Origin of the sequence: Streptomyces sp. CMB-StM0423 (genome assembly GCF_002847285.1) — a bacterium.
Classification (GTDB): domain Bacteria; phylum Actinomycetota; class Actinomycetes; order Streptomycetales; family Streptomycetaceae; genus Streptomyces.
The window spans coordinates 1,013,288-1,033,983 of sequence record NZ_CP025407.1; the positions used below are offsets into that span (position 1 = coordinate 1,013,288).

Sequence of the window (20,696 nt, forward strand, 5' to 3'; positions counted from 1 at the left end):
GTATCCGTCCGTCCGTCTCAGCCGGTGGTGGTCGGGTGGGCGCGCAGCACCATGGCGGCGTTGAAGCCGCCGTGGCCGCGCGCGAGTACGAGCGCGTGCCGCAGCGCCGCGGCCGGCCTGGCCTGGTGCAGCACGAGGTCGAGGTCGTACTCGGGGCAGGGGTCGACGTGCACGGTGGGCGGGATGACGCCGTCGCACATGGCCAGCAGCGCGGCCGCCACGTCCAGCGCCGCGGCGCCCGAGTAGAGCCGGCCGGTCATCGACTTGGGCACGGTGACCGGCACCGCGCGCGGCCCGAAGACCTGGCACAGCGTCTCGGCCTCGGCCGCGTCCTCCTCGGGCACGCCCGCGCCGTCGGCGAAGACGACGTCCACGTCGCCGGTGTCCAGCCCGGCGTCGGCCAGGGCGATCTCGATCGACCGGCGCAGCGCCCGCCGGTGTACGTGCCCGGGGCCGGCCTCGGGTCCGGGCTCCAGGGTGGCGCCGTAGCCGGCGATCTCCCCGTAGCTCCGGGCGCCGCGGGCGCGGGCGGCGGCGGCGTCCTCCAGGACGAGGATCGCGCCGCCCTCCCCCGGCACGTAGCCGGTGGCGTCGCGGTCGAAGGGCACGTACGCGCGCGTCGGCTCGTCCCGTTCGCTCATCCGCCCGGCGGCCAACTGCGCCACCCAGCCCCACGGGCAGATCGAGGCGTCGACGGCGCCGGAGACCACCAGGGGCGTGCCCTTGCGGATCTGCCGGCGGGCCTGCGCCAGCGCGTCGAGACCGCCGGCCTCGTCGGTGACGACGACGCCGCTGGGCCCCTTCATGCCGTGCCGGATGGAGATCTGGCCGCTGTTGACCGCGTAGAACCAGGCGAAGGACTGGTACGCGGACACGTACTGGCTGCCCTTGGACCACAGGCTCTGCAGCTCGTACTGGCCGAACTCGAAGCCGCCCGCGTGGCTCGCGGTGATCACGCCCATGTCCAGCGGGTCGAACGCCCCGGTGTCGACGCCCGCGTCGGCCAGCGCCCAGTCGGCCGCGGTCAGCGCGAGCCGCGTGACGCGGTCCGTCTGCGGCAGCAGCCTGCTGGGCAGGTGGTCGGCGTCCACGAAGCCGGGGATCTCCCCCGCCAGCCGCGCCGGATAGCCGGACGGGTCGAACCGGGTGATGCGGCCGATGCCGCTCTTGCCGCCGCGGGTGGCCGCCCAGTAGTCGGCGGTGCCCAGGCCGTTGGGCGCGGCGATGCCCAGGCCGGTGACCGCGACCGCGGTCATAGGGGGCTCCTCTCCGGGGAAGCGAGCACCATGGCGCTCTGGAAGCCGCCGAAACCGCTGCCGACGGTCAGCACGGTGTCCACCCGGTGCTCGCGGGCGGTCAGGGGCACGTAGTCGAGGTCGCACTCGGGGTCGGGGGTGTGCAGGTTGGCGGTGGGCGGCACGACGTCGTGCTGCATCGCCAGGGCGGACGCGGCGATCTCGATGGAGCCGATGGCGCCGAGCGAGTGCCCCACCATCGACTTGATCGAGCTGACCGGCGTGCGGTAGGCGTGGTCGCCGAGGCTCTTCTTGAACGCCTCGGTCTCGTGGCGGTCGTTCTGCTTGGTGCCCGAGCCGTGCGCGTTGATGTAGTCGACGTCCTCGGGGTTGAGCCTGGCCTCGTCGATCGCGATCCTGATCGCCTCGGCCATCTCGGCGCCGTCGCGGCGCAGTCCGGTCATGTGGTAGGCGTTCGAGCGGGTGGCGTAGCCGGCGATCTCGGCGTAGACGCGCGCGCCCCGCTTCTTCGCGCTCTCCAGCTCCTCCAGGACGAAGAAGGCGCTGCCCTCGCCCAGGACGAAGCCGTTGCGGGTGCCGTCGAAGGGCCGGGAGGCCCGCTCCGGCTCGTCATGGCGGGGTGTGGTGGCCTTGATCGCGTCGAAGCAGGCCATGGTGATCGGCGAGATCGGCGCGTCCGAGGCCCCCGCCACCATGACGTCCACGGAGCCCTCGCGCAGCAGGTCGACGCCGTAGCCGACGGCGTCGATGCCGGAGGTGCAGCCGGTGGACACCACGGCGGTGGGCCCCTGGCCGCCGACCGCCCAGGCCACCTCGGTCGCGAAGGAGCTGGGAACGAGGTGGTTGTAGAGGTGCGGGACGGCGTAGTGGTGGTCGACGAGGTCCAGCCGGCCCCCGTCGCTGACGACCCGGTACTCGCTGTCGAGGCTCATCGTGGCCCCGACGGCGCTGCCGACCGTCACCCCGACCCGGAAGGGATCGAGCCCCGACGGGTCGAGGCCGCTGTCGGCGACCGCGTTGCGCGCGGCGACCACCGCGAGCTGGGCCGCGCGGTCCATGCGGCGTACCTCCTGCGGGCTCAGCCCGTGGTCGAGCCCGCAGAAGTCGATCTGCGCCGCGACGCGGGACCGGAACGGGGCGGGGTCGAAGAACGTGATGCCCCGGGTCGCCGTTCGGCCCTCGCTGATCTCCTCCCAGAACTCCTCCCGGCCGACCCCGCCGGGCGCTATCACCTCCATCCCGGTGATCACGACGCGACGCCCGGTCATGCGCCCGCCTCCCAGGCGTAGAAGCGGGTGGCCATGGCGTCGCGCGGCGAGCGCCAGGTCACGGGGTCGTACGGCTCGATGTACGGCTTGAGGTCGTCGCTGATGCGCACGAAGCGGGGGTCGTCCTTGGCCCCCTCGATGCGCTCTTCGCCCTCGCCGGACGCGAAGTCCTGGAGGTGGAAGTAGAGCCCGTGGAAGCTGAAGAGCTGCCGGCGCGTGGTGCCCATGCGCCCGGGCATGTCGGTCCCGTCGAACCGCTCGAACAGCCGGGCCACGTCGGCGGCCGAGTCCGGCGCCATCCGGGCCACGATCAGGGTGCTGCGGTGCATGGCTCTGTCTCCTCGTGCTGCTCGCGGGCGGTCACTCACCGGCTTTGCGGCTGTGCACCACGCGGTAGGAGTTCCAGTCCCGCTCGGTGGCCAGCGACTTGAGGGTCGCCTCCGAGTTGCGGCGGGTCTCCGGCATGTCGGCCTCCGGCCGGGTGCGGTAGGCGTCGTGCGCCTCCTTGCTCTCCCACTGCGAGTAGACGACCGCGAAGGCGCCCTCGAGGAAGCGGGCGCGCAGGCCGCGGAAGACCGTGTGGGAGCGGTAACCCGGCACGTCGACCAGCCACTTCTGGCCCTCGCTCAGCGCCTCGACGAGCGGCGCCTGGTTCTCCTCGGTGGTCTTGAAGACCTCGATGACGGTGAAGTCGTCGCGGTCGGCGGACACCTCGGTGACGCTTCCCTGGGAGGGGTGGCGCTGGGTGTAGACGATCTCGTTCTGCAGCAGCCGGATCGAGGTGGTGATCTCGCCGAAGACGGGCAGCGTGCGGTGCTTGAACTCCTCGCCCGCGTACCGTGCCTCCAGGTCCTCGCCGCTGCGCCACTGGATGAAGTTGGCGGTGCCCGGGCTCTCCTGGCCGGCGTGCACGGTGGAGGAGAGCCAGCCCTCGAAGGCGGCGGTGTCGACGATCTTCCGCATCTCCGTGATGAGCCGGTCCTGGTTCTCGGGCTTGTCGGTGGTGAACAGGTTGAGGACCGTCAGGTGCTTGTCCTCGGGGGAGAGGATGGGCATGCGTGTCTCCTTGAGTCGGTGGAGAAGTGGGTTTCCGTACGTCCCGGGGGTCAGGCCGCGGGGCCGAACCAGCGCGCGAGCGCCTCGTCGAGTCCCCCCGCGCCCTCCCGGGTCCCGGCGATCCAGGCGACGTAGCCGTCGGGGCGGACGAGGATCGCGGTGCTCTCCGGCAGCCCCTCGCCGGGCTCCGCCGCCACCACGTCGACCCGGTCGCCCCAGCCCCGGCCGCCGCCCGCAGCCGCGGGCCGCCGGAGAGGTCGATCAGCACGCCGCGGCCGGTCCGCAGCAGCTCGTACACCGTGGTCTTCGAGCCGTCCGTGACCAGCTCGGCGTCCTCAAGACGGCGGCCGAGCAGCGGGTGCTCGCCGGGACCCATGTCGTGCCTGATGTCCAGGCCCGTGACCATGCCGACCAGGTGCCGCTGCACCTCGTCGTGCCGGGTCAGCTCGGCGAACACGTCGCGCAGCGGCGTGACTTCGTCGTCGCCGAGGTAGAGGATGCGCTGCGCGAGGGTGTTGGCGAGGATGCGCGCGCCGACCGGGTGGCGCTCCGCGTGGTACGTGTCGAGCAGCGCGTCGGGGGCCCGGTCCTGGAGCACCAGGGCGAGCTTCCAGCCCAGGTTGACGGCGTCCTGGACGCCCGCGCTCATGCCCTGCGCGCCGATCGGCAGGTGGATGTGGGCGGCGTCGCCGGCGACGAAGACCCGGCCGCGCCGGTACTCGGCGGCCTGCCGGCTCACGTCGGTGGTGGAGCTGACCCAGTGCGGGGTGGCGCCGGAGATGTCCTCACCGGCCAGCCGCCCGAACGCCTCGGTGACCTCCGCGAAGGTGATGGGCTCGGTGCTCGTGCGCAGCGGCTCGCGGCGGTCGTAGTAGATGATGCGGCAGCGGTCGGGGCCGAGCGGCAGCACCATCACCATGCCGCCGGGCACGGCCTCGCCGCTGAACCTGGGCCGCAGTTGCACCCCGGAGATGTCGGCGAAGCGCAGCTCGACGGCGGGCTCCGTACCGGGGAAGTCGATGCCCGCGGCGGTGCGCACGACGCTGCGCGCGCCGTCGCAGCCGATGACGTACCGCGCCCGCAGGCTGCCGCCGTCCGCGAGGGTGAGGGTGACCCCGTCCGCGTCCTGCGCCAGGCCGCTCGCCTCGACGCCGCGGCGCACCTCGACGCCGCGTTCGCCGATCCAGCCCGCCAGCATGGCCTCGGTGCGCGACTGCGGAATTCCGCGGGCGCCGTAGGAACCACCGGAGAGCACGCGGTAATCGAGCGGTACGCCGCCGAAGTGCCCGACGGGAATGACGTCCACGTCGCCGAGCCGGCCGAGCAGACCGCGCTGCGCGAATTCCTCGATGGTGCGGGCGGAGAAGCCCAGGGCGCGGGACTGCCGCATGGGCTCGGTGAGCTTCTCCAGCACCGCGACCGATATTCCGTGCAGGCTCAGTTCGCCCGCGAGCATGAGTCCGGTGGGCCCGGCGCCCACGATGATCACATCTGCGTCATGATTATCCATCGTCGCCCAACTGTCGTCGTTCCCACTGGTGTCGAGACGAGTATGGGCAGGCGGCCCGGGAGCGGTAAAGACGAATCAGTACAGAACTCTGACAGTAAATTACAGAAGAACGTCAAGAATGTCAGAGGAAGCACATCCACGCTTGGCCGAAGAGGCTCCCTCCAGCATCCTCGTGCCATGACTTCCACCGAATCACCTGCCGTTCTCGAATTTCTCGACGCCACCGCCGTGGCCGGACTCGTGGATGCCTATCTGATCGGTCTCGACACCGGGGAACTGGACGACGACTGGGTCCGCGGGCTTTTCACGGAGGACGCCGCGGTGGTGTTTCCGATGAGCCGGCACGAGGGCATCCCGGGCATGGCGGAATGGCACCGTGCGTCGCTCGCCGCGTTCGCGCGCACCCAGCATCTGCACTCGCCCGTGGTGACGGACGTCCGCGGAAACGTGGCGGGACTGCGCGCGAACCTCGTCTCCACCCACGTGCACCACCCGGGCGGCGACCGGCCGCCGCTCTTCGTCACCGGCACCGGGGTGAGCGGCGAGGCCCGGCGCACGGACGACGGCCGGTGGCGGCTCACGCTGCTGGAGTTCACCGTCATCTGGCTGGAGGGGACGCCGCCCGGGAGCTGACCTCACCGGGAGGGCCGGCCCTCGCGGTGCCGGCGGGGGCCGCTGGCTGCCGGGCCCGGCCTAGCAGTTGAGGCTCATCACCCGCGCGACCCGCAGTTCCACGACCACACGCCCGGGCGGGTTCGGCGGCGCCGACCAGTAGCGCTCGGCGTACCGGCGCACGCCTTCCCCGACCCGCGCGGGGTGGTCCGAGACCTCGGCCGGGCCCTCCAGGGTCACCCACCGGAAGCCGTCGACCTGGCACAGCGCGGTCGCCGCCCCCGGACTGGCCAGCAGGTTGCGGGCCTTGCGCGCCGTCCGCACCGTGAGCACCCGGACGAGGCCCGCGGCGGGGTCCCAGGTGAAGCGCACCGGCGCGAGGTGCGGGGACCCGTCCTGCCTGAGGGTGGTGAGCACGGCGGCGTGCGGCGCGGTCAGGAAGGCGGCGACCCCCGGCGTGACCTCGGGCAGGGCCGCCGACACGGCCTCGGGTCCTTCCTGGCCGCGCGCCGCCTCGGGGCGGTGGGACAGCGTCATCGTCAGTCGATCCCCCGTACCACGTTCGGTTCCGTCGGATCGTCGTCGTCGCAGCCCGGCAGCCTGAGCATCGGGGCGGGCTGCGGGATGTCGGTCGGACGGATCACGGAATCCTCTTCGTCCATGGTCCCCTCCTCGGAGTCCGTCGGCGGTCGCGCCGTCACAGCAGCTTCACGCGCCGCGCTAAGGGCTGGCTGGAGAGGCGCCTGAAAACCGGCTCGACGCGCCGTGGAACCGGGCTCGGGCAGCCCCGCGGGCCCCGGCCCAGGCGGCTCGGACGCCGACTCGACGGCCAGCGCGGCCGGGTCGAGCCCGGTGCCCGCCGCGCCACCGGGCCCGTCGCCGGGGCCGGTGTCCTGCCTGGCCACGCTCAGCAGACAGCGTCCCAGCACCCGGTGGGTCGCGAACGCCCAGTCGCCGCCGCCCGGCGCGGGGGTGCCGTTCCGGCGGCGCAGCGACTCCCCCCGCGGCCCGAACCCGAAGGCGGTGAAGTCCATGCGCAGCCCCTGGCCCATGGCCTTCGCGTACGCCTCCTTCAGCGTCCACAGCCGCAGGAGGTGCGCGGCCCGCCGGCCCGCCGGCATCCGGTCGAGGTCCGCGGACTCCGCCGGGGTGAGGATCCGCGAGCGTACGGCCTCCAGGGCCGGCCGCCGGTCCACCGGTTCGGCGTCCACGCCGATGCGGCCGACCCGGCTCAGCCCGGCCGCCACCAGTTCGCCGGAGTGCGTGATCGTCACCTCCAGCTCCTCCAGACCGCGCAGGTACGGGCGGCCGCCGGGGCGGCGGGCGAGGTCGAGCGCCCCCGGCTCGGTGCGCAGCGCGGCGGCGGCCGCGAACCGCAGCAGCAGCCCGGCCGCGGCGAACCGGTAGCGCACCGCGCCGTGCGGGCGCTGCCGGTAGCGCTGCCAGTCGCTGCCGAGCAGGCCGCGCAGCCCCGGCACCGTCAGCACCGTGGGCAGCCACTCGCCCCAGGTGGCGAAGACGACGACGCTGCCGTCCCGGGCCAGCCGCCGGGTGACCGCGCGGTCCGCGTACTCCGGCACCGGCAGGTGCACCGGTGCCGCGATCGCGGCCGTGCCCACGGCTATCGCCTCCCGTACGCCGCGCCCTCGCCGGCGAGGCGGAGGCCGTACAGGTCGAAGCTGCGGAACCGGCGGTGGCGCCGCAGCAGTTCGGCGACGACCGCCTCCACGGTCCGCGCCCCGGGCGGCGGCACGTCCAGAGCCAGCCTGCGGCCGATGCGCCCGAGCGCGACGACGGCCCAGGCCGGTTCGCCAGGCCAGGAGCGGCCCGCGTGCTCCTGCCGCACGGCCACGCAGGCCGCGGCGGCGAGCAGCCAGGCGTAGCGGTCGGCGAGCAGCCGCGCCTCGGGCAGCGCGGGGGCGGCGGTGCCGACGCCGGGCAGCGCCGCGCAGCGGCCCACCTCCCCGACGAGCTGCGACCGCGGTACGGGACAGGCGTCCAGCTCGACGCGGGCGAAGCGGCCGTGCGGCGCCGCCGTCCGCGGGCCGCGGCGCAGCCGCTCGGCGGGCAGCCGGCGGACGTCGAGCAGCAGCGCCGAGTGGCTCCGGGGTGAGGCGGAGCCGCCGGTGCGGGCGTACGCGAGGAGCGCCTCAGCCCGGTCCGCCTCCGGCACGGCGGGGCCGTGCCCGCTGAGCACGAAGCCGCCGGCCGCCGGGCGGGCCCGCAGCCCGCCGCGTACCGCCGCCGCACCGGTCGCGGGCACACGGGCCAGCGAGGCGATCCGGCCGCCGCCGAGCAGCAGTTGCGCCGTCGCCGCACGCTGCGCCTCGGTGCCGTCCGCCCACACCGCCGCCGCGGCGGCGAACGGCGCCACGCCCCGGGTCCAGCCGAGCCCGAAGTGCCGCCGCCCCAGGGGGCGGAGCACGGCGGCGAGCCCGTCGAGCCCGTCGAGGCGGCCGCCGAGGGCGCGCGGCACCAGCTCCGCGGCCAGCGACACCGCACCGAGCAGCGACTCGGTGGCGGCCGGGAGTTCGCCGGACTCGTCCGCCCGCAGCAGCGCGGCGCGCGCGTGCGGGTTGTCCGGCTCCCGGGGGTCGCCGAGCAGCGCCTCCAGCCGGGCGGCGCGGTCCGCCGCCGGGCCGGCCGGCGGGGTCGGGGTGGACGGGCTGCCGGTCACCGAGGCCGGACCGCGCTCTCCGCGTGCCTCTTCGCCAGGTTCATCGCGGCGACGCTGCTGCGCCCCAGCCGTTCCCTCACGCGCCGTCTGACGGCCGCGAGTCCGGTCCTGGTGCCGTCGAGGGAGCGGGCGACGTCCTCCTGGAGCACCACCTTGTGGTGGGAGACGACCCGTACGCCGTGGATCTCCGGCTCGATCGACCACTCGCCGGTGTGCGCGGCCATCAGCGACGGCATCGCGGTGTCCTTGTAGACGATCCGCCCCGCGTGCGGGAAGCCGAGGCGCACCGACTGCGAGCGGCGCATCCTGCCGTCCGGCGCGCGGATGTCCATGGCCATCGTCTGGATGCCGGGCTGCCGCTCCCGCAACCGCACCTGGGAGATGTGCGGGACCCGCCGCGGCCAGTGCCCCACGCGGTAGAAGAAGTCGTAGACGCGCTCCACCGGGCCGTTGACGTGGACGGAGTCCTCGCAGGTGAGCACGAGGTCGTCGAGGCGGGTCCAGCGGGCGGCGAGCGACTTGAGCTGCGCCAGCTCGACCCTGCTGGTGTCGTCCATCGCCCGCACCACCCAGGCGATGTCGTCGGCCGCGTCCCCGGCGACGAAGAAGTGGTGCCGCAGCGCCACCCGGGCCCGCCCGGAGCCGAGCGGCTCGACGCTCCAGCTTCCGACGACCGCGCTGACCGGCTCCGCCTGCAACTCCAGCCGGAACTCGACCCGCCTGCGTACCGCGTCGAGCGAGCGGACGAGGTGCCACGACCTGATCTCGCCCGCGGCGCTCACCCACATCCGCAGCCGCTGCACGCCGCCGTCGAAGGCGAGTTGCTCCACGTGGATGTGGTGCGGGAAGAAGATCGGCCACCGCCCCGCGTCGGCGATGAGGCCGTAGACCACGCCCGCGGGAGACGCCACCTCCATCCGCTGGCAGGTGCGGTGCACGCCGCTCGTCGGCATCTGGTGCCCCTTTCCTGGGCCGGCGACCAGCTCTCGCCCGGCTCGGGTTCCGCTCGCGTCGTCGGCCCAGCCTGCGGCGCGGCGCTTGAGGCGGCTTCGAAGGGCGCTCGACCCGGCTCGCCGAGGGTGTACGTGCCGATGACGGGTACGTACGGACGGGTACATAAGGACGACCGGCCCGGCCGACGAGGGAAGGAGGGGTGGGCGCCGCCATGCGAGCCTTCGTGCGAGCCCTCGGGAAGTGCGTGGCGCGGGAGCTGTACCGCTGCCTGGTGGCCTTCGGCACGCACTACACGGGCGCGATCCGGCAGCCCGGAACCGCCCCGGAGCAGCGGCCGGCGGAGCCGGAAGGGCCACCGGCGGGCCATCCGGAACGGCTCTGCCCCGGCATGGCCCTCACCCCGCTGGAGCAGGCCATCGAGCACGAGCTGAACCGGCGGCCCTAGCGGCAGCGGCGGGTGGGGGGTCTCGGAGGCCCCGGTGGCCGGGCGGCTCGCCGTGCGGTGCGCTCACGGCGGCACCGGCGCGGCGGCTCGTACGGGCCGGGGCGGCGGGTGACTTCGGACGGCGTACGGACGTCAGACGGCGTACAGGTCGAAGGTGGATGTCCGGCGGGGACCCGCGGCGACGTCGAGCTGCGGGTCGACGGACAGCATGGCGTGGTGCAGGCGCTGGAGCTGGGGTGACGGCTCGACGCCCAGGTCCTCGATCAGCCGGCGGCGCAGCCGGCGGTAGATCTCCAGCGCGGATGCCTGGCGGCCCGATCGGTAGAGGGCAACCATCGCCTGGGAGTGCAGCCCCTCGTGCTGCGGGTAGCGGGCGACCAGATCGGTGAGTTCGGCGATCAGCTCGATATGCCGGCCCAGCCGCAGGTCGGCGTCGATGCACCGCTCCCGCGTCACCAGCCGGCTCTCCTCCAGCCGGGTCACCTCGATCTCCAGGACCGGGCCCACCCGGATGTCGACGAGGGCGGAGCCGTCCCACAGGTCCAGGCCGCGCCGGAACAGCTCGGCCGCCTCCCGGTCGTCGCCGTGCTCCTCGACGGCCCGCTGGCCGGCCGCCACGAGGCGTTCGTACTCGTAGAAGTCGACCCGTTCAGGCGGTATCTGCAGGACGTAACCCCCGTACCGGGTGGCGAGGATGTCCTTCGCCGTCCCGGGAGCATCGGGGCCCATCGCGGTGCCGAGGCGTCTGCGGAGCTGGAGGATGTAGGTCTGCAGTGTCGTCATCGCGCTCGCCGGCAGTTTCGTACCCCAGATCTCCTCCATGAGTGTCGATACCGGAACAACCCGCCCCGGATAAAGGGCGAGCAGTGCCAGGATCTGACGAGGCTTGCTGGCCGTGGGTACCACGGATGACCCGTTGACCTCGGCGTTCAGCGGACCCAAAACCTTCATGCGCACGGTTGCCTCCGTACCTCACCCGGCCGCCGCCGTTTCCGGACAGGCAGCCGGCCGTTGATGTCGATTTTGTCGCATCGTGGGACTCCGACGCTCTTCCGCCCGAGCCATGGCAGGAAGCACGTTAACAACCATCCCGGCTTCCCCCCATTGCCCCTGGATCGCTCTTCAAGCGGCTCTCCAATTCCCTTGGCCCAGAACTCAGGAATCATCACCTCCGCAGACTTGAGCCTCATTACACAACACCCTGGAAGCCGCTTGAGCAGACAAGCCGCGGCCTTCTCGGGGCTCTAAGATCCTCGTTGGATAAACACCGCGAAGAACTCGATCAGTTCTGCCACCAGAGCGTTTTCGCAGGAGCATCCGTTCCGGTTCGAGCCCAAGGGGCAAGGAGTAAAAGCGATGGAGTTTCGCATCCTGGGCTCCGTGGAGGTCCACGACGAGCGCACCGGTCTGCGCATCGTGCCGAGCGGAGCCAAGCAGCGCGCGCTGCTCGGTGCGCTCATCACGAAGGCGAACCGGACGGTGGGGGCCCGCCGGCTCATCGAAGAGCTCTGGGCCCAGACCCCGCCCGCCAACAAGGCCAACGCCCTCCAGGCCCACATCCGCCGGCTGCGCCGGCTCCTGCCCCCCTCCCGCCCCGACGAGCCGCAGCAGGAGTGGATCACCACCTGCGCGGCGGGCTACGCGCTGCGCCTCGGCGGGGCGGCGACGGACGCGGGCCGCTTCCGGCGGGCCGCGCTGGAGGGTCGCTCACTCCTGGACCGCGATCCCGAACGGGCCGCCCGGCTGCTGCGGCGGGCGCTGGCGCTCTGGCGGGGTCCCGTACTGGAGGGGGCGCCGCTCGACATGTGCGCAGGCGAGGTGGCGCAGTTGGAGGAGGCGCGGCTCGTGGCGCTGGAGGCGCTGTACGAGGCGTGCCTGCGGACCAGGCGGCACCACGAGATCACGGGCGAGCTGACCGAGCTGACGGTCCACCACCCGCTGCGGGAACGCTTCTACGACCTGCTGATGGTGGCGCTCTACCGCTGCGGCCGGCAGGCCGACGCGCTGAGCGTGTACGACAGGGCACGCGCCCGGCTCGCCCAGGAACTGGGCATCGAGCCGGGGCCCGCGCTCCGCGGCCGGCTCAGCGCGGTGCTCGACCACGACCCGGCGCTCGATCTGCCGGACTGCGCCGGGCACCCGGGGCGGCTCGCCGTCGCGATGGGGCCCCTCCTCGACGCGCGGGACCCCGGTGCGCGTACGGACGCCGCGGCGCCGGCGGACGGCGGTGACCGCGCCCTGCACGGTGAGATCGCCCGCCTGCGGCGTCACCTCGACCGGCTCACCCGCGACCATCAGGCGCTGCTCCAGCGCTTCGACCAGCTCGCCGCCCGCCCCGCAGGCAGCCGTTGACCGACGGCCGCCCGCCGCGGCCCGCAGGCGCGACGAGCGGCTCGCGGACACCATTGGTCATCCGTGCCGGGCCGGCGCCACCGGCTTCTTGACCATCCCGCGCCCCGGGGACTGCGTCCCCCGCGAGGTGAGGATGGCCCGCTGCAGCCGCTGCAGTTGGGGCGAGGGCTCCAGGCCCAGCTCCTCCACGAGCGTGGCGCGCAGCCGCTGGTAGGCGCTGAGCGCCTCGCCGCGCCGCCCGCAGCGGTGGAGCGCCAGCATGAACTGCCGGTGCAGGCTCTCGTGCGTGCGGTGCTGGTTGACGAGCAGCGTCAGCTCCGAGAGGACCTCCCGGTGCCGGCCGAGGCGCAGGTCGACCTCCATCCGCCGGTCGAGCGCGCACAGGCGCGCCTCCTCCAGGCGGTTGATCTCCATCCGGATGTACGGGCCCGACTGGACGTCCGCGAGGGCGGGCGCCGTCCACAGCGAGAGCGCGCTGCGCAGCAGCCGCGCGGCTGCGTGGAAGTCCTCCGCGTCGAACGCGCGGTAGCCGGCGACCACCCGGCGGTCGAACTCGCGGAAGTCGACGCTTCCGCCGCCGGTCTCCAGCCGGTACCCGCCCGGCAGGGTGACCAGGACGTCCTTGGCGGCCGCACGGTCGCGGCCGCCCAGCTCCAGCGCCTCCCCGATGAGTTCGCGAAGCTGAAGGACGTACGTCTGCATGGTGGTGCGGGCGCTCCGCGGCGGGTTCTCGCCCCAGAGCTCATCGATCAGGACCGGTATCGGCACCATCCGGTCGGCCCGCAGCGCCAGCATGGCGAGCAGCTTCCTCGGTTTGGGTGCCGTCGGGAGAACGACTTTCCCCCGTATGTGCACTGTTAACGGACCAAGCACTTCGATGTTCATCGCTCCCCCATTTGTGCAGCGGACCACGCTTGACGTGCCCCGTGTCCACTGCTGCCCCTGATCACAGTGTGCACCGTGACGCGAATCACTCGATTAAAGATACGGAGCGGTCTGTTTGTCAATGCATCACCGTGTCGACAAAACTGTCACCCTTGGCGATAGCCGCGTTGAGCTGCGGCGCCCGGGGAAGGCGCCGCTCTTTGGTGACATGTGATGTTCCGCACTACATGGGCGGGTTGCCGTGTTTACGTGCGGAGAGATTCGCATGTTTCGTACGCAACATGGCCAATGAGCGGATCAGCACCCGGCGGGTGTCGGCGGGGTCGATGACGTCGTCGACGAGGCCGCGTTCGGCCGCGTAGTACGGGTGCATCAGCTCGGCCTTGTACTGCTTGACCATGTCCGCCCGCTTGGCGTCGGGGTCGTCCGCGGCCGCGATGTCGCGCCGGAAGATCACGTTCGCCGCGCCCTCCGCACCCATCACCGCGATCTCGTTGGTCGGCCAGGCATACGTCAGGTCAGCACCGATGGACTGGCTGTCCATCACGATGTACGCGCCGCCGTACGCCTTCCGCAGCACCACCGAGATCCGCGGCACGGTGGCGTTGCAGTACGCGTACAGCAGCTTCGCCCCGTGCCTGATGATCCCGCCGTGCTCCTGGTCCACCCCGGGCAGGAAGCCCGGGACGTCGAGCAGGGTGACGATCGGAATATTGAAAGCATCGCACATCTGGACAAAGCGGGCACCCTTCTCGGACGCCTCGATATCCAGCACACCCGCGAGGGACTGCGGCTGGCTGGCGACGATACCCACCACCTGACCGTCCAGCCGGGTGAGCGCACAGATCAGATTCGTCGCCCAGCACTCATGCACCTCAAGGTACTCACCGTCATCGACGAGCTCCTCGATCACCCTGCGCATGTCATACGGCCGGTTCCCATCCGCCGGCACCAGATCCAGCAGCACATCGCCGGACCTGTCCGCCGGATCCTCGGCAGTGACCCCCGGCGGGTTCTCCCGGTTGTTCTGCGGCAGCATCGACAGCAGGTACCGCACCTCCTCCAGACACGTCACCTCGTCGTCATACGCGAAGTGACACACCCCCGAAGTCCCCGCATGCACATCCGCACCACCCAGACCGTTCTGAGTGATCTCCTCACCCGTCACCGCCTTGACCACATCCGGACCCGTGATGAACATCTGCGACGTCTCACGCACCATGAACACGAAATCCGTCAACGCCGGACTGTACGCAGCACCACCCGCACACGGCCCCAGCATCACCGAAATCTGCGGAATCACACCCGACGCACGGGTGTTGCGCTGGAAAATCCCCCCATAGCCGGCCAGCGCCGAGACACCCTCCTGAATACGCGCACCCGCACCATCATTCAACGACACCAGCGGCGCACCCGCAGAAATCGCCTTGTCCATGATCTTGTGGATCTTCTCCGCATGCGCCTCACCCAACGCACCACCGAAGATCCGGAAGTCATGCGCATAGACGAACACCGTCCGCCCGTGCACCGCCCCCCAACCCGTGATCACACCATCCGTGTACGGCCGCTTCGCCTCCAGCCCGAAACCCGAAGCACGGTGCCGCCGCAACGGCTCCACCTCATTGAACGACCCCTCATCCAGCAACAGGTCGATCCGCTCCCGCGCAGTGAGCTTCCCCTTCGCCCTCTGCGCCGCAGTCGCCCGCTCACTCGGCCCCGCATGGGCCTGGGCACGGATCCGGCGGTACTGCTGCATCCGTTCGCAGGCGACTCCGGTCTCGGTACCGAGTCGCGCCGGCACCGGTTCCTGGACGGTCGTCATCAGATGTCCCCTCACTGCCAACTGTGCGGAGCGCGATAGGCGGCGGCGCGCTCCCACCGGCGCCAGCCGGCCGCGGAGTGCGGCACGTACTCGCCGGAGAGCCCGGCCCCGGTGCACAGTCTCGACAGCAGGGCGACCGTGAGCGCGGCGAGTTCCGCCGCGTCCGCCGAGCCCCGCTCGACCGTCACCGCGTCCCGGTCACGCACGGGCCACCTCCTTGAGGTCCTCCCGCCACGTTCGGTGCCGTCGGTGCAGCACGGGTGGGCTCCCGCTCGACGCCGCCTCGGACGCACCGGGCCTCCAACGGGACACGAGCGCGGGTCCAGCGGACGGGCGCGCCGCTACCGCGCCACCGGTCGCTCACGCACCCGCGGCGAGGCCGTCCCCCGGCTCCCCGGCCTCCCCGCGACCCCGGAGGCGCTGGACGGCCCCGGTGTCGCCCGCCGCCTCCCTGGCGGCCAGCTCCGCGTAGCGGCGGTTCATCTCGGCGACGACCTCCCCCGCCCGCTCGGCCCGGTAGTCGAGCTTCCCGAGGACGTGCGGGGCGGCGATGAACGGCAGCAGATGGGCGAAGAGCAGCGACACCTTCTCCTCCAGGTCGTCGCCGTTCGACAGGGTGGCCGAATAGACCTGCACTCCGGTCCAGCAGGCGGAGACGACCCAGGCGGTTTCGGCAGGCGTGATGTGGGGAAGCAATTCGCCTTCCTCCTTGGCCTGTTCCAGGAGGCGGCGCGTTTCCGCCAGCCACGCGGGGATGACGCCGCCGCCGAACAGCCGCTGCATCTCCTGACCGAGGGACAGCCAGGCACGCGCGCTGATGACCGGATCCCGGCGTACGCGATAGGCGAGCGCCAGGCCCGTATCGATGACTTCCTGGGTGCGGTACTCCGTGGCCGGCGTGTCTATGTCGTTCAACTGCTCGGCCAGCACGCCCTCGGCGAGCGCGCGCTTCGACGGAAAGTGAAAGTACAGGGCGCCTTTCGTGACGCCGGCCCTGGCCAATATCTCACTGACGGTCGCGGCTTCGTACCCACGCTCTCCGAAGACGGACGCGGCCGCAGTGAGGATCTGAGCCCGGGTGCGGATCGCTCGCTCCTGGCGCGCCACGAGGACCTCCTGGGGGGGTCGTTGGCCCGGACACGTCCGGGACCGGGGACGACGCCGCCGGAACCAGGGATTCGCGCCTACGCCCCAGAACGCACATCCACGATTGCCGCGAGCCCGCCGCCCGTTGCGGGAAGAGTTCCGATCATCCCACACGGACCGGTCACAAACGTGGCCGCTTGTCCTCAACTGACCGGGACCGGCCCGTACGCCGGTCCAGCGGGCGGCACCGCGCACCGCGCTCACCCGGCCAGGACAGGGCAAAGTCCGGGCAAATTCCTGCCCAAACTCGGGCCGGTAATCGCTTGCTCATGTCACATCCAGCGCCCGTCCACTCGTACGGCGCCATTGCCAGCGTATTCAGGCCACGGGTACAGCCTCCGGCCGCCCAGGCCCGGCCCCGCGCGCGCCAATTCGCGCGGACCGATTCGGCAAGTCCCCGCCGGCGAACGGCTCAAGGCTGGCCGGACGCCGAATGCTTTCCGGGTCCGGTCCGCAAGGAGGCGGCGCCCGCCCGCGTCACAGCAGCCGGCGGATCTCACCCCGGACCCGGTAGAAGCCGCCGGCCGCCGCGTGCAGGGCGTCCACGACGTAGCGCGCGCCGGGCTCGCGTATCGCGCGCGGGAACTGGACGTTCCAGGACGGGTGGTAGCCCTCGGACACCACGTGCACCCGCACCCGGCCACTGTCCCGTACGCACTCCACGACGACGGTGCCGGCGGGGGCGTGGGCGACGGTGTCCACCGCGGCCACGGCCGTGGCCGGTGCGTACGTCGGCAGCGCCGCGTCGAGCTTGACGTCCCGGGCCACCGGCACCGTCCCCTGCTCCGCCGCGGAGACGGCCGCCTCGCTCGCGTCCACGCACACCAGCGAGCCGTCCGTGGTCACCAGGTACAGCCGCTCGTCGCGGTACTGCATCGACAGCGCGGAGCCGCCGCCCGTGCCGAGCTTCCAGAGCCGGGCGCCGTCCCGGTCGAAGCAGTAGACGGAGGACTGCGAGTCCCCCGCGAAGACGAACCGCCCGCCGGGCGAGGTGGCACACGAGTACACCGCGCTGTCGCAGGGGTACGTGGCCTCGATCGCGCCGGTGGTCTTCGACAGCCGCTGCACGGCGTGGTGCGCGGTGCCCGCGTACACGGCGTCGTCCTCCTGCCAGCCGAACAGGACGCCGCCCCGGGTGGCCGTGTGCCACAACTCGCCGCTGCCGTCGGGCGCGTAGGCGGTGACGCCCCGGTGGTGGCCGTGGTAGACGGCCCGCTCGTCGGCGCGGACGAGCCAGGCGTGCTCCCCCCGGCTCCGGCGGGCCCACTGGTGCTCGTCCTCGTGGTCGATGACCGTGAGCTGTCCCGCCCGGTCCGAGACGTTCAGCACGCCCTCGTGGATGTCCAGCCAGAAGATGTCGACGTCCGCCGCGATGTCGTACGCGGCGAACGGCAGCTTCGACGACAGGTCGTAGACCCGGCCGTCGTCGCACCCCGCGTAGATCCAGAAGTCGTCGGCGACCAGGCACTTCACACCGTCCGGCAGCCCGAACCTGGCGAGGACGCCGCCGTCGTGGTCCAGCGTGTAGACATCGCCCGCCTGGTTGCCCACCCAGCAGCGCTCGTCGTCGACATGGATACCGAAGGCCGAGGAGCCCGTGCGGAACCGCCACAGCACGGGGGCCACCGCGCGCGCCGTGGACGGCGCCGAGGCCACCGAGCGCCGGGTCACCGCGCGCGGGGCCCGCTGCCCCCGCACAGCGGGCGCGTACCCCTTGCGGACCTTCTCCCCCACCTTCTTCGCGGCGGCCGCCTTCGCCTTCCCCTCCGTGGCGAAGGTCGTCCGCTGCGTCTGCCCGGCGGCCCCTATGCGCCCGTAACGCACCATCACGGTCAGGCCGTCGACACGCACCTCGTAGAACTTGTGCGCCCCGCCGCCGTCTTGCGACAGCTCCAGATACGTCGTCGACACCCCAGAACCGGCAGCCATGGCAGTCCCCTCCGCGAGCTGGGCCCGCCCCGTTCCAGCGGGCCCACCACTGCGCATATTAGGAGGGGGCACTGACATCGCCGGCGCCGCCGGCCGGGGGCGGATGACGGGCCGTCAGTCCCGTCCCGGCCCCCGGTAGAGGTCGAGTTCGCCCGCGAGTTCCACGGCCAGGACGGTCGCGGACGCGTCGGTGTCGGCGGCGGCCGGGGCGCTGATCCACGTGATGCCCGGCGCGCCGGGTCCCCCGACGGCCTCGTGGGCCAGTTCGGCCCCGCTGCCCACGACGCGTACCCGCTCGACCGCCGTCCGCAGGCCCCGGACGGCGACCGCCTCGCGCGGCGGGTCGTAGCAGAAGAGGTAGAGCGTGCGCCGGTCCGCCGACACGGTGCTCGCCCCGTAGTGGTGACCGGCCGGCAGGCCCGCGGTCGTGCCGTACACCGCTTCCTCGTGCCTGGTGATCCAGGCGCCGAGCCCTTCCAGCCGCGCCACCTCCTCCTCGGGGATGGTGCCGTTGGCTCTGTTCAGGAGAACGGACAGCAGATGTTCACCACGTCGGGAGGCACTGCGGTCGGTGTCTGTTCGAGTTCACGACAAGAGACAGCACTGTTGCCGCGTACCCGGAACACGAACTCACTGATCGGCAGGATCTCCTATGGACGGTTCGTTTTGCTGTGGCGCTCGGTGACTGCGACCTGAGTCCTACGATCACTCCCCCTGCAAGGGGATACGGATCGGTCCGGCGGTCGATGCCGCGTTGCCGCGGTCCGCGCGATGCTCGCAGCATGGCCGATGACGGACGGACACTGAAGATGCTGTGGCGCAAGGGGTTACACGGATGGCCGCGCTGGGTGGCCTCCGTCTCGGCGCTCTGGGGGGTGGCGTACGCCGCGTTCGGCCTCGTGTGCCTGCTCAGCGGGCTGCCGCTGTACGGCGGCAGCGGCAGGGTGTCGCCCGCGCTCGACTGGGCGAATGTGGGCTTGGGAGGACTAGCGGCCCTTGCCAGTGGGGCGGTGGTGCGGTATGGGCCCCGGCCGGTGCTGCGGGCGCTGGTGTGGGTGGCCTGTGGACTGGCTGTCGTCGGCGCATTCAGCCTCCTCATGGACGTCATCACACTGATGTTCGGTGAAGGCGTAGACAGTTGGGCAGCCGCCACGAACCGGTTGTTCGCAGCCGTAGGGGCACTGTTGCTCATGGCAACCGCCCGCTCACACCGTCAACCGTCCCGCGGGGCCATCGCGCCGGCATCGTCCTGTGCCACCCCACGCACACAGCTCGTGGCCTGCGCGGGGACCGTGGCCTTCCTCCCATACGCCGCGATGAAGTTGTACTGGGCATGGGGAGGCACCTTCGCCGGGGTAAGCAAGGATGAGATGCTCGCGATCTCCGAGCGCAACGGTGCTTCGGAAATCTGGCTCACCCTTGAGTCCTGGGGCCTGGACGCCACCGTATTGTTGGCCGTTCTCGGCGTCTTCCTGCTCTGGGGCCTGCTCCGCCCCTGGGGCCAGGTCTTTCCACGCTGGTTGCCACTCCTGCACGGTCGACGAGTTCCGCGCTGGCTCCCGCTGGCCCCGGCCCTGGTCGGTGCTGCCACCCTCGCTCCATACGGGGTGCTCGGGCTCGCCTACTGCGTCCTGGCCACGGCTGGCGTGGTAACGATGCGGAAGGGTGACTTCCCGACCTCGGGGGACGCGCTGCTGGTTGGCTGGGCCGGCATGATGGCGTTCGCTGTGTACGGGGTCGCACTGGCCGTCGCAGCCCGCTCATACTGGCTCCGGACCCGTTCGAGCGGCCAGGCACCTGTTTACGCGAAGTGACTTCCGGGACCAGTTGGTGTTCGATTTGGTGAGCCCTCAAGTGCCTCCCGAGCTGGTGGACATCTGCTGTCCCTTCTCGTGAACAAAGCCAGTGCCGTCCTCGCGCGGGCCGATGCCGCTGCGGCAGGCTCTCCTCCGTGCTCTGGAGATCCAGGCCGGCCTGGCCCGTACGCAGTTGGAGCACGTGCCGCTGCCCGCCGGGGCGGAGTGGACCTGGGTGGAGGCGTACGGGCTGCTCGGCGCGGACTCGGCCCGGGTGCACGGCGCCCGATCCGCGTTGCCCGGCCACGGGGACGAGTTCTGCGGCGCCCTCTCAGCCGGCCGCGGCCGGCCCGGCCGACGGCCGCCAGTCTCGTCTGATCAGGCCGAACACCCACGAGTCGGAGACCTCGCCGTTCACGACGCAGTCCTCCCGCAGGGTCCCCTCACGGACGAATCCGACCTTCTCCAGCACCCGGGCGGAAGCGTCGTTGCGCGTATCGGCCTCGGCCTGGACCCGGTTCAGGTCCAGGGTGTCGAACGCCCACCGCAGCACGGCGTGTGCCGCTTCCGTCGCGTAGCCGTGGCCCCACATCGCCGGGTCGAGGCAGTAGCCCAACGACGCGCTGCGGTGGTCCGCGTCGAATGCGGTCAGACCGCACCAGCCGACGAAGGCGCCGTCGGCAGCGCGGTCGATGGCCAGCCGCGCCCCGGTGCCTTCCTCCGCTATCGTCCGGCACCTCGCGAGGAAGACCCCGGCGCGGGCGGGTTCGGTCCACGGCGGGGAGTCCCAGTAGCGCATCACGTGGGTGCTGCTGTGCAGCGCGAAGAGGGGATCCGCGTCGGCGCCGGTGAAGGGGCGCAGGCGCAGCCGGGCGGTGTGCAGGGTGGGAGTGGCCAGAGTCATGCGGACCATCTTGCGTCCTCACGGGGCGGGCAGCGCACCGAATTTCCGCGGGCGATCCGGGCAAACGCCGCCACGCGGACGCCC

At 72.1% G+C, this 20,696-nt stretch carries 19 protein-coding genes and 2 pseudogenes; 4 read left to right on the top strand and 17 right to left on the bottom strand.

Features of this window, described 5'->3' with window-relative positions; genetic code table 11:
- Positions 1–17: 17 nt before the first annotated feature.
- The 5 genes and pseudogenes from CXR04_RS04260 to CXR04_RS04280 all read right to left on the bottom strand — a co-directional run bounded on the left by CXR04_RS04260 (position 18) and on the right by CXR04_RS04280 (position 5,090).
- Entirely contained in the window at positions 18–1,256 is a 1,239-nt protein-coding gene (locus CXR04_RS04260) for a ketosynthase chain-length factor (protein WP_101420560.1), read from the bottom strand.
- Positions 1,253–2,524: a beta-ketoacyl-[acyl-carrier-protein] synthase family protein gene (locus CXR04_RS04265; RefSeq protein ID WP_101420561.1), complete on the bottom strand. Its 1,272-nt coding sequence runs from the start codon at positions 2,522–2,524 to the stop codon at positions 1,253–1,255. Before CXR04_RS04265 ends, CXR04_RS04260 begins: the two co-directional genes overlap by 4 nt.
- Positions 2,521–2,853 carry a TcmI family type II polyketide cyclase gene (locus tag CXR04_RS04270; protein WP_047019018.1) on the bottom strand — a complete coding sequence of 111 codons (333 nt, stop codon included), beginning with the start codon at positions 2,851–2,853 and terminating at the stop codon, positions 2,521–2,523. The genes CXR04_RS04265 and CXR04_RS04270 overlap by 4 nt, the downstream gene beginning before the upstream one ends.
- Before the next feature lie 31 nt (positions 2,854–2,884).
- Positions 2,885–3,580 carry an antibiotic biosynthesis monooxygenase family protein gene (locus CXR04_RS04275; RefSeq protein ID WP_101420562.1) on the bottom strand — a complete coding sequence of 232 codons (696 nt, stop codon included), beginning with the start codon at positions 3,578–3,580 and terminating at the stop codon, positions 2,885–2,887.
- Positions 3,581–3,630: 50 nt separating this feature from the next.
- Positions 3,631–5,090: pseudogene (locus CXR04_RS04280) on the bottom strand (FAD-dependent monooxygenase).
- A gap of 177 nt (positions 5,091–5,267) precedes the next feature.
- Between CXR04_RS04280 and CXR04_RS04285 the strand changes: the two are divergent.
- The gene (locus tag CXR04_RS04285; protein ID WP_101420563.1) at positions 5,268–5,723 is read left to right on the top strand and encodes a nuclear transport factor 2 family protein; all 456 of its coding nucleotides are present in this window, start codon (positions 5,268–5,270) and stop codon (positions 5,721–5,723) included.
- 60 nt (positions 5,724–5,783) lie between these two features.
- On the opposite strand, the gene CXR04_RS04290 is transcribed toward CXR04_RS04285, so the two are convergent.
- The 4 genes from CXR04_RS04290 to CXR04_RS04305 are packed head-to-tail and all read right to left on the bottom strand — an operon-like array spanning position 5,784 to position 9,332.
- Positions 5,784–6,239, bottom strand: coding sequence for a pyridoxamine 5'-phosphate oxidase family protein (locus tag CXR04_RS04290; RefSeq protein WP_101420564.1), 456 nt, complete (start codon positions 6,237–6,239; stop codon positions 5,784–5,786).
- 2 nt (positions 6,240–6,241) lie between these two features.
- A complete protein-coding gene (locus CXR04_RS04295; protein WP_101420565.1) occupies positions 6,242–7,321 on the bottom strand; it encodes a 4'-phosphopantetheinyl transferase family protein in 1,080 nt (359 codons plus the stop codon).
- A 2-nt stretch (positions 7,322–7,323) separates the two neighbouring features.
- The gene (locus tag CXR04_RS04300; protein WP_101420566.1) at positions 7,324–8,379 is read right to left on the bottom strand and encodes an acyl-CoA dehydrogenase family protein; all 1,056 of its coding nucleotides are present in this window, start codon (positions 8,377–8,379) and stop codon (positions 7,324–7,326) included.
- Positions 8,376–9,332 (bottom strand): aromatase/cyclase, encoded by a 957-nt coding sequence (locus CXR04_RS04305; protein WP_101420567.1) that lies wholly within the window; start codon positions 9,330–9,332, stop codon positions 8,376–8,378. Before CXR04_RS04305 ends, CXR04_RS04300 begins: the two co-directional genes overlap by 4 nt.
- 212 nt (positions 9,333–9,544) lie before the next feature.
- Between CXR04_RS04305 and CXR04_RS04310 the strand changes: the two genes are divergently transcribed.
- Complete coding sequence (locus CXR04_RS04310) at positions 9,545–9,778, top strand: DUF6059 family protein (protein ID WP_159072257.1); 234 nt, start codon at positions 9,545–9,547, stop codon at positions 9,776–9,778.
- 132 nt (positions 9,779–9,910) lie between these two features.
- Here the strand turns inward: CXR04_RS04310 and CXR04_RS04315 are convergent, their stop codons facing one another.
- Complete coding sequence (locus tag CXR04_RS04315) at positions 9,911–10,735, bottom strand: AfsR/SARP family transcriptional regulator (protein WP_101420569.1); 825 nt, start codon at positions 10,733–10,735, stop codon at positions 9,911–9,913.
- A gap of 399 nt (positions 10,736–11,134) precedes the next feature.
- Here CXR04_RS04315 and CXR04_RS04320 point away from each other — a divergent pair, with 399 nt between their 5' ends.
- Entirely contained in the window at positions 11,135–12,130 is a 996-nt protein-coding gene (locus CXR04_RS04320; RefSeq protein ID WP_101420570.1) for an AfsR/SARP family transcriptional regulator, read from the top strand.
- Between the two features lie 57 nt (positions 12,131–12,187).
- Here CXR04_RS04320 and CXR04_RS04325 read toward each other — a convergent pair whose 3' ends face one another.
- The 6 genes and pseudogenes from CXR04_RS04325 to CXR04_RS04350 form a co-directional block, all read right to left on the bottom strand.
- Positions 12,188–13,015, bottom strand: coding sequence for an AfsR/SARP family transcriptional regulator (locus CXR04_RS04325; RefSeq protein WP_101420571.1), 828 nt, complete (start codon positions 13,013–13,015; stop codon positions 12,188–12,190).
- 223 nt (positions 13,016–13,238) lie between these two features.
- Positions 13,239–14,837, bottom strand: coding sequence for an acyl-CoA carboxylase subunit beta (locus tag CXR04_RS04330; RefSeq protein WP_442802353.1), 1,599 nt, complete (start codon positions 14,835–14,837; stop codon positions 13,239–13,241).
- Between the two features lie 11 nt (positions 14,838–14,848).
- On the bottom strand, positions 14,849–15,043 hold the full coding sequence (locus tag CXR04_RS04335; protein WP_101420572.1) for an acyl-CoA carboxylase subunit epsilon: 195 nt from the start codon (positions 15,041–15,043) through the stop codon (positions 14,849–14,851).
- Between the two features lie 154 nt (positions 15,044–15,197).
- Positions 15,198–15,944 carry a ScbR family autoregulator-binding transcription factor gene (locus CXR04_RS04340; RefSeq protein WP_101420573.1) on the bottom strand — a complete coding sequence of 249 codons (747 nt, stop codon included), beginning with the start codon at positions 15,942–15,944 and terminating at the stop codon, positions 15,198–15,200.
- Positions 15,945–16,460: 516 nt separating this feature from the next.
- The gene (locus tag CXR04_RS04345) at positions 16,461–17,912 is read right to left on the bottom strand and encodes a WGR domain-containing protein (RefSeq protein ID WP_101420574.1); all 1,452 of its coding nucleotides are present in this window, start codon (positions 17,910–17,912) and stop codon (positions 16,461–16,463) included.
- A gap of 114 nt (positions 17,913–18,026) precedes the next feature.
- Positions 18,027–18,431: pseudogene (locus tag CXR04_RS04350) on the bottom strand (alpha-L-fucosidase); the annotation flags it as partial.
- Positions 18,432–18,694: 263 nt separating this feature from the next.
- On the opposite strand from CXR04_RS04350, the gene CXR04_RS35540 reads away from it, so the two are divergent.
- Positions 18,695–19,726 (top strand): hypothetical protein, encoded by a 1,032-nt coding sequence (locus tag CXR04_RS35540; protein WP_234380054.1) that lies wholly within the window; start codon positions 18,695–18,697, stop codon positions 19,724–19,726.
- A 313-nt stretch (positions 19,727–20,039) separates the two neighbouring features.
- Here the strand turns inward: CXR04_RS35540 and CXR04_RS04360 are convergent, their stop codons facing one another.
- A complete protein-coding gene (locus CXR04_RS04360) occupies positions 20,040–20,612 on the bottom strand; it encodes a GNAT family N-acetyltransferase (RefSeq protein ID WP_199850388.1) in 573 nt (190 codons plus the stop codon).
- Positions 20,613–20,696 lie beyond the last annotated feature (84 nt).

What these genes read in the sequence shown, in the direction of transcription:
- CXR04_RS04260 (WP_101420560.1), bottom strand. Translation starts at nt 1,256, where the DNA reads ATGACCGCGGTCGCGGTCACCGGCCTGGGCATCGCCGCGCCCAACGGC.
- CXR04_RS04265 (WP_101420561.1), bottom strand. Translation starts at nt 2,524, where the DNA reads ATGACCGGGCGTCGCGTCGTGATCACCGGGATGGAGGTGATAGCGCCC.
- CXR04_RS04285 (WP_101420563.1), top strand. Translation starts at nt 5,268, where the DNA reads ATGACTTCCACCGAATCACCTGCCGTTCTCGAATTTCTCGACGCCACC.
- CXR04_RS04310 (WP_159072257.1), top strand. Translation starts at nt 9,545, where the DNA reads ATGCGAGCCTTCGTGCGAGCCCTCGGGAAGTGCGTGGCGCGGGAGCTG.
- CXR04_RS04325 (WP_101420571.1), bottom strand. Translation starts at nt 13,015, where the DNA reads ATGAACATCGAAGTGCTTGGTCCGTTAACAGTGCACATACGGGGGAAA.
- CXR04_RS35540 (WP_234380054.1), top strand. Translation starts at nt 18,695, where the DNA reads ATGGCCGATGACGGACGGACACTGAAGATGCTGTGGCGCAAGGGGTTA.
- CXR04_RS04320 (WP_101420570.1), top strand. Translation starts at nt 11,135, where the DNA reads ATGGAGTTTCGCATCCTGGGCTCCGTGGAGGTCCACGACGAGCGCACC.
- CXR04_RS04305 (WP_101420567.1), bottom strand. Translation starts at nt 9,332, where the DNA reads ATGCCGACGAGCGGCGTGCACCGCACCTGCCAGCGGATGGAGGTGGCG.
- CXR04_RS04360 (WP_199850388.1), bottom strand. Translation starts at nt 20,612, where the DNA reads ATGACTCTGGCCACTCCCACCCTGCACACCGCCCGGCTGCGCCTGCGC.
- CXR04_RS04345 (WP_101420574.1), bottom strand. Translation starts at nt 17,912, where the DNA reads ATGGCTGCCGGTTCTGGGGTGTCGACGACGTATCTGGAGCTGTCGCAA.
- CXR04_RS04330 (WP_442802353.1), bottom strand. Translation starts at nt 14,837, where the DNA reads ATGACGACCGTCCAGGAACCGGTGCCGGCGCGACTCGGTACCGAGACC.
- CXR04_RS04275 (WP_101420562.1), bottom strand. Translation starts at nt 3,580, where the DNA reads ATGCCCATCCTCTCCCCCGAGGACAAGCACCTGACGGTCCTCAACCTG.
- CXR04_RS04270 (WP_047019018.1), bottom strand. Translation starts at nt 2,853, where the DNA reads ATGCACCGCAGCACCCTGATCGTGGCCCGGATGGCGCCGGACTCGGCC.
- CXR04_RS04290 (WP_101420564.1), bottom strand. Translation starts at nt 6,239, where the DNA reads ATGACGCTGTCCCACCGCCCCGAGGCGGCGCGCGGCCAGGAAGGACCC.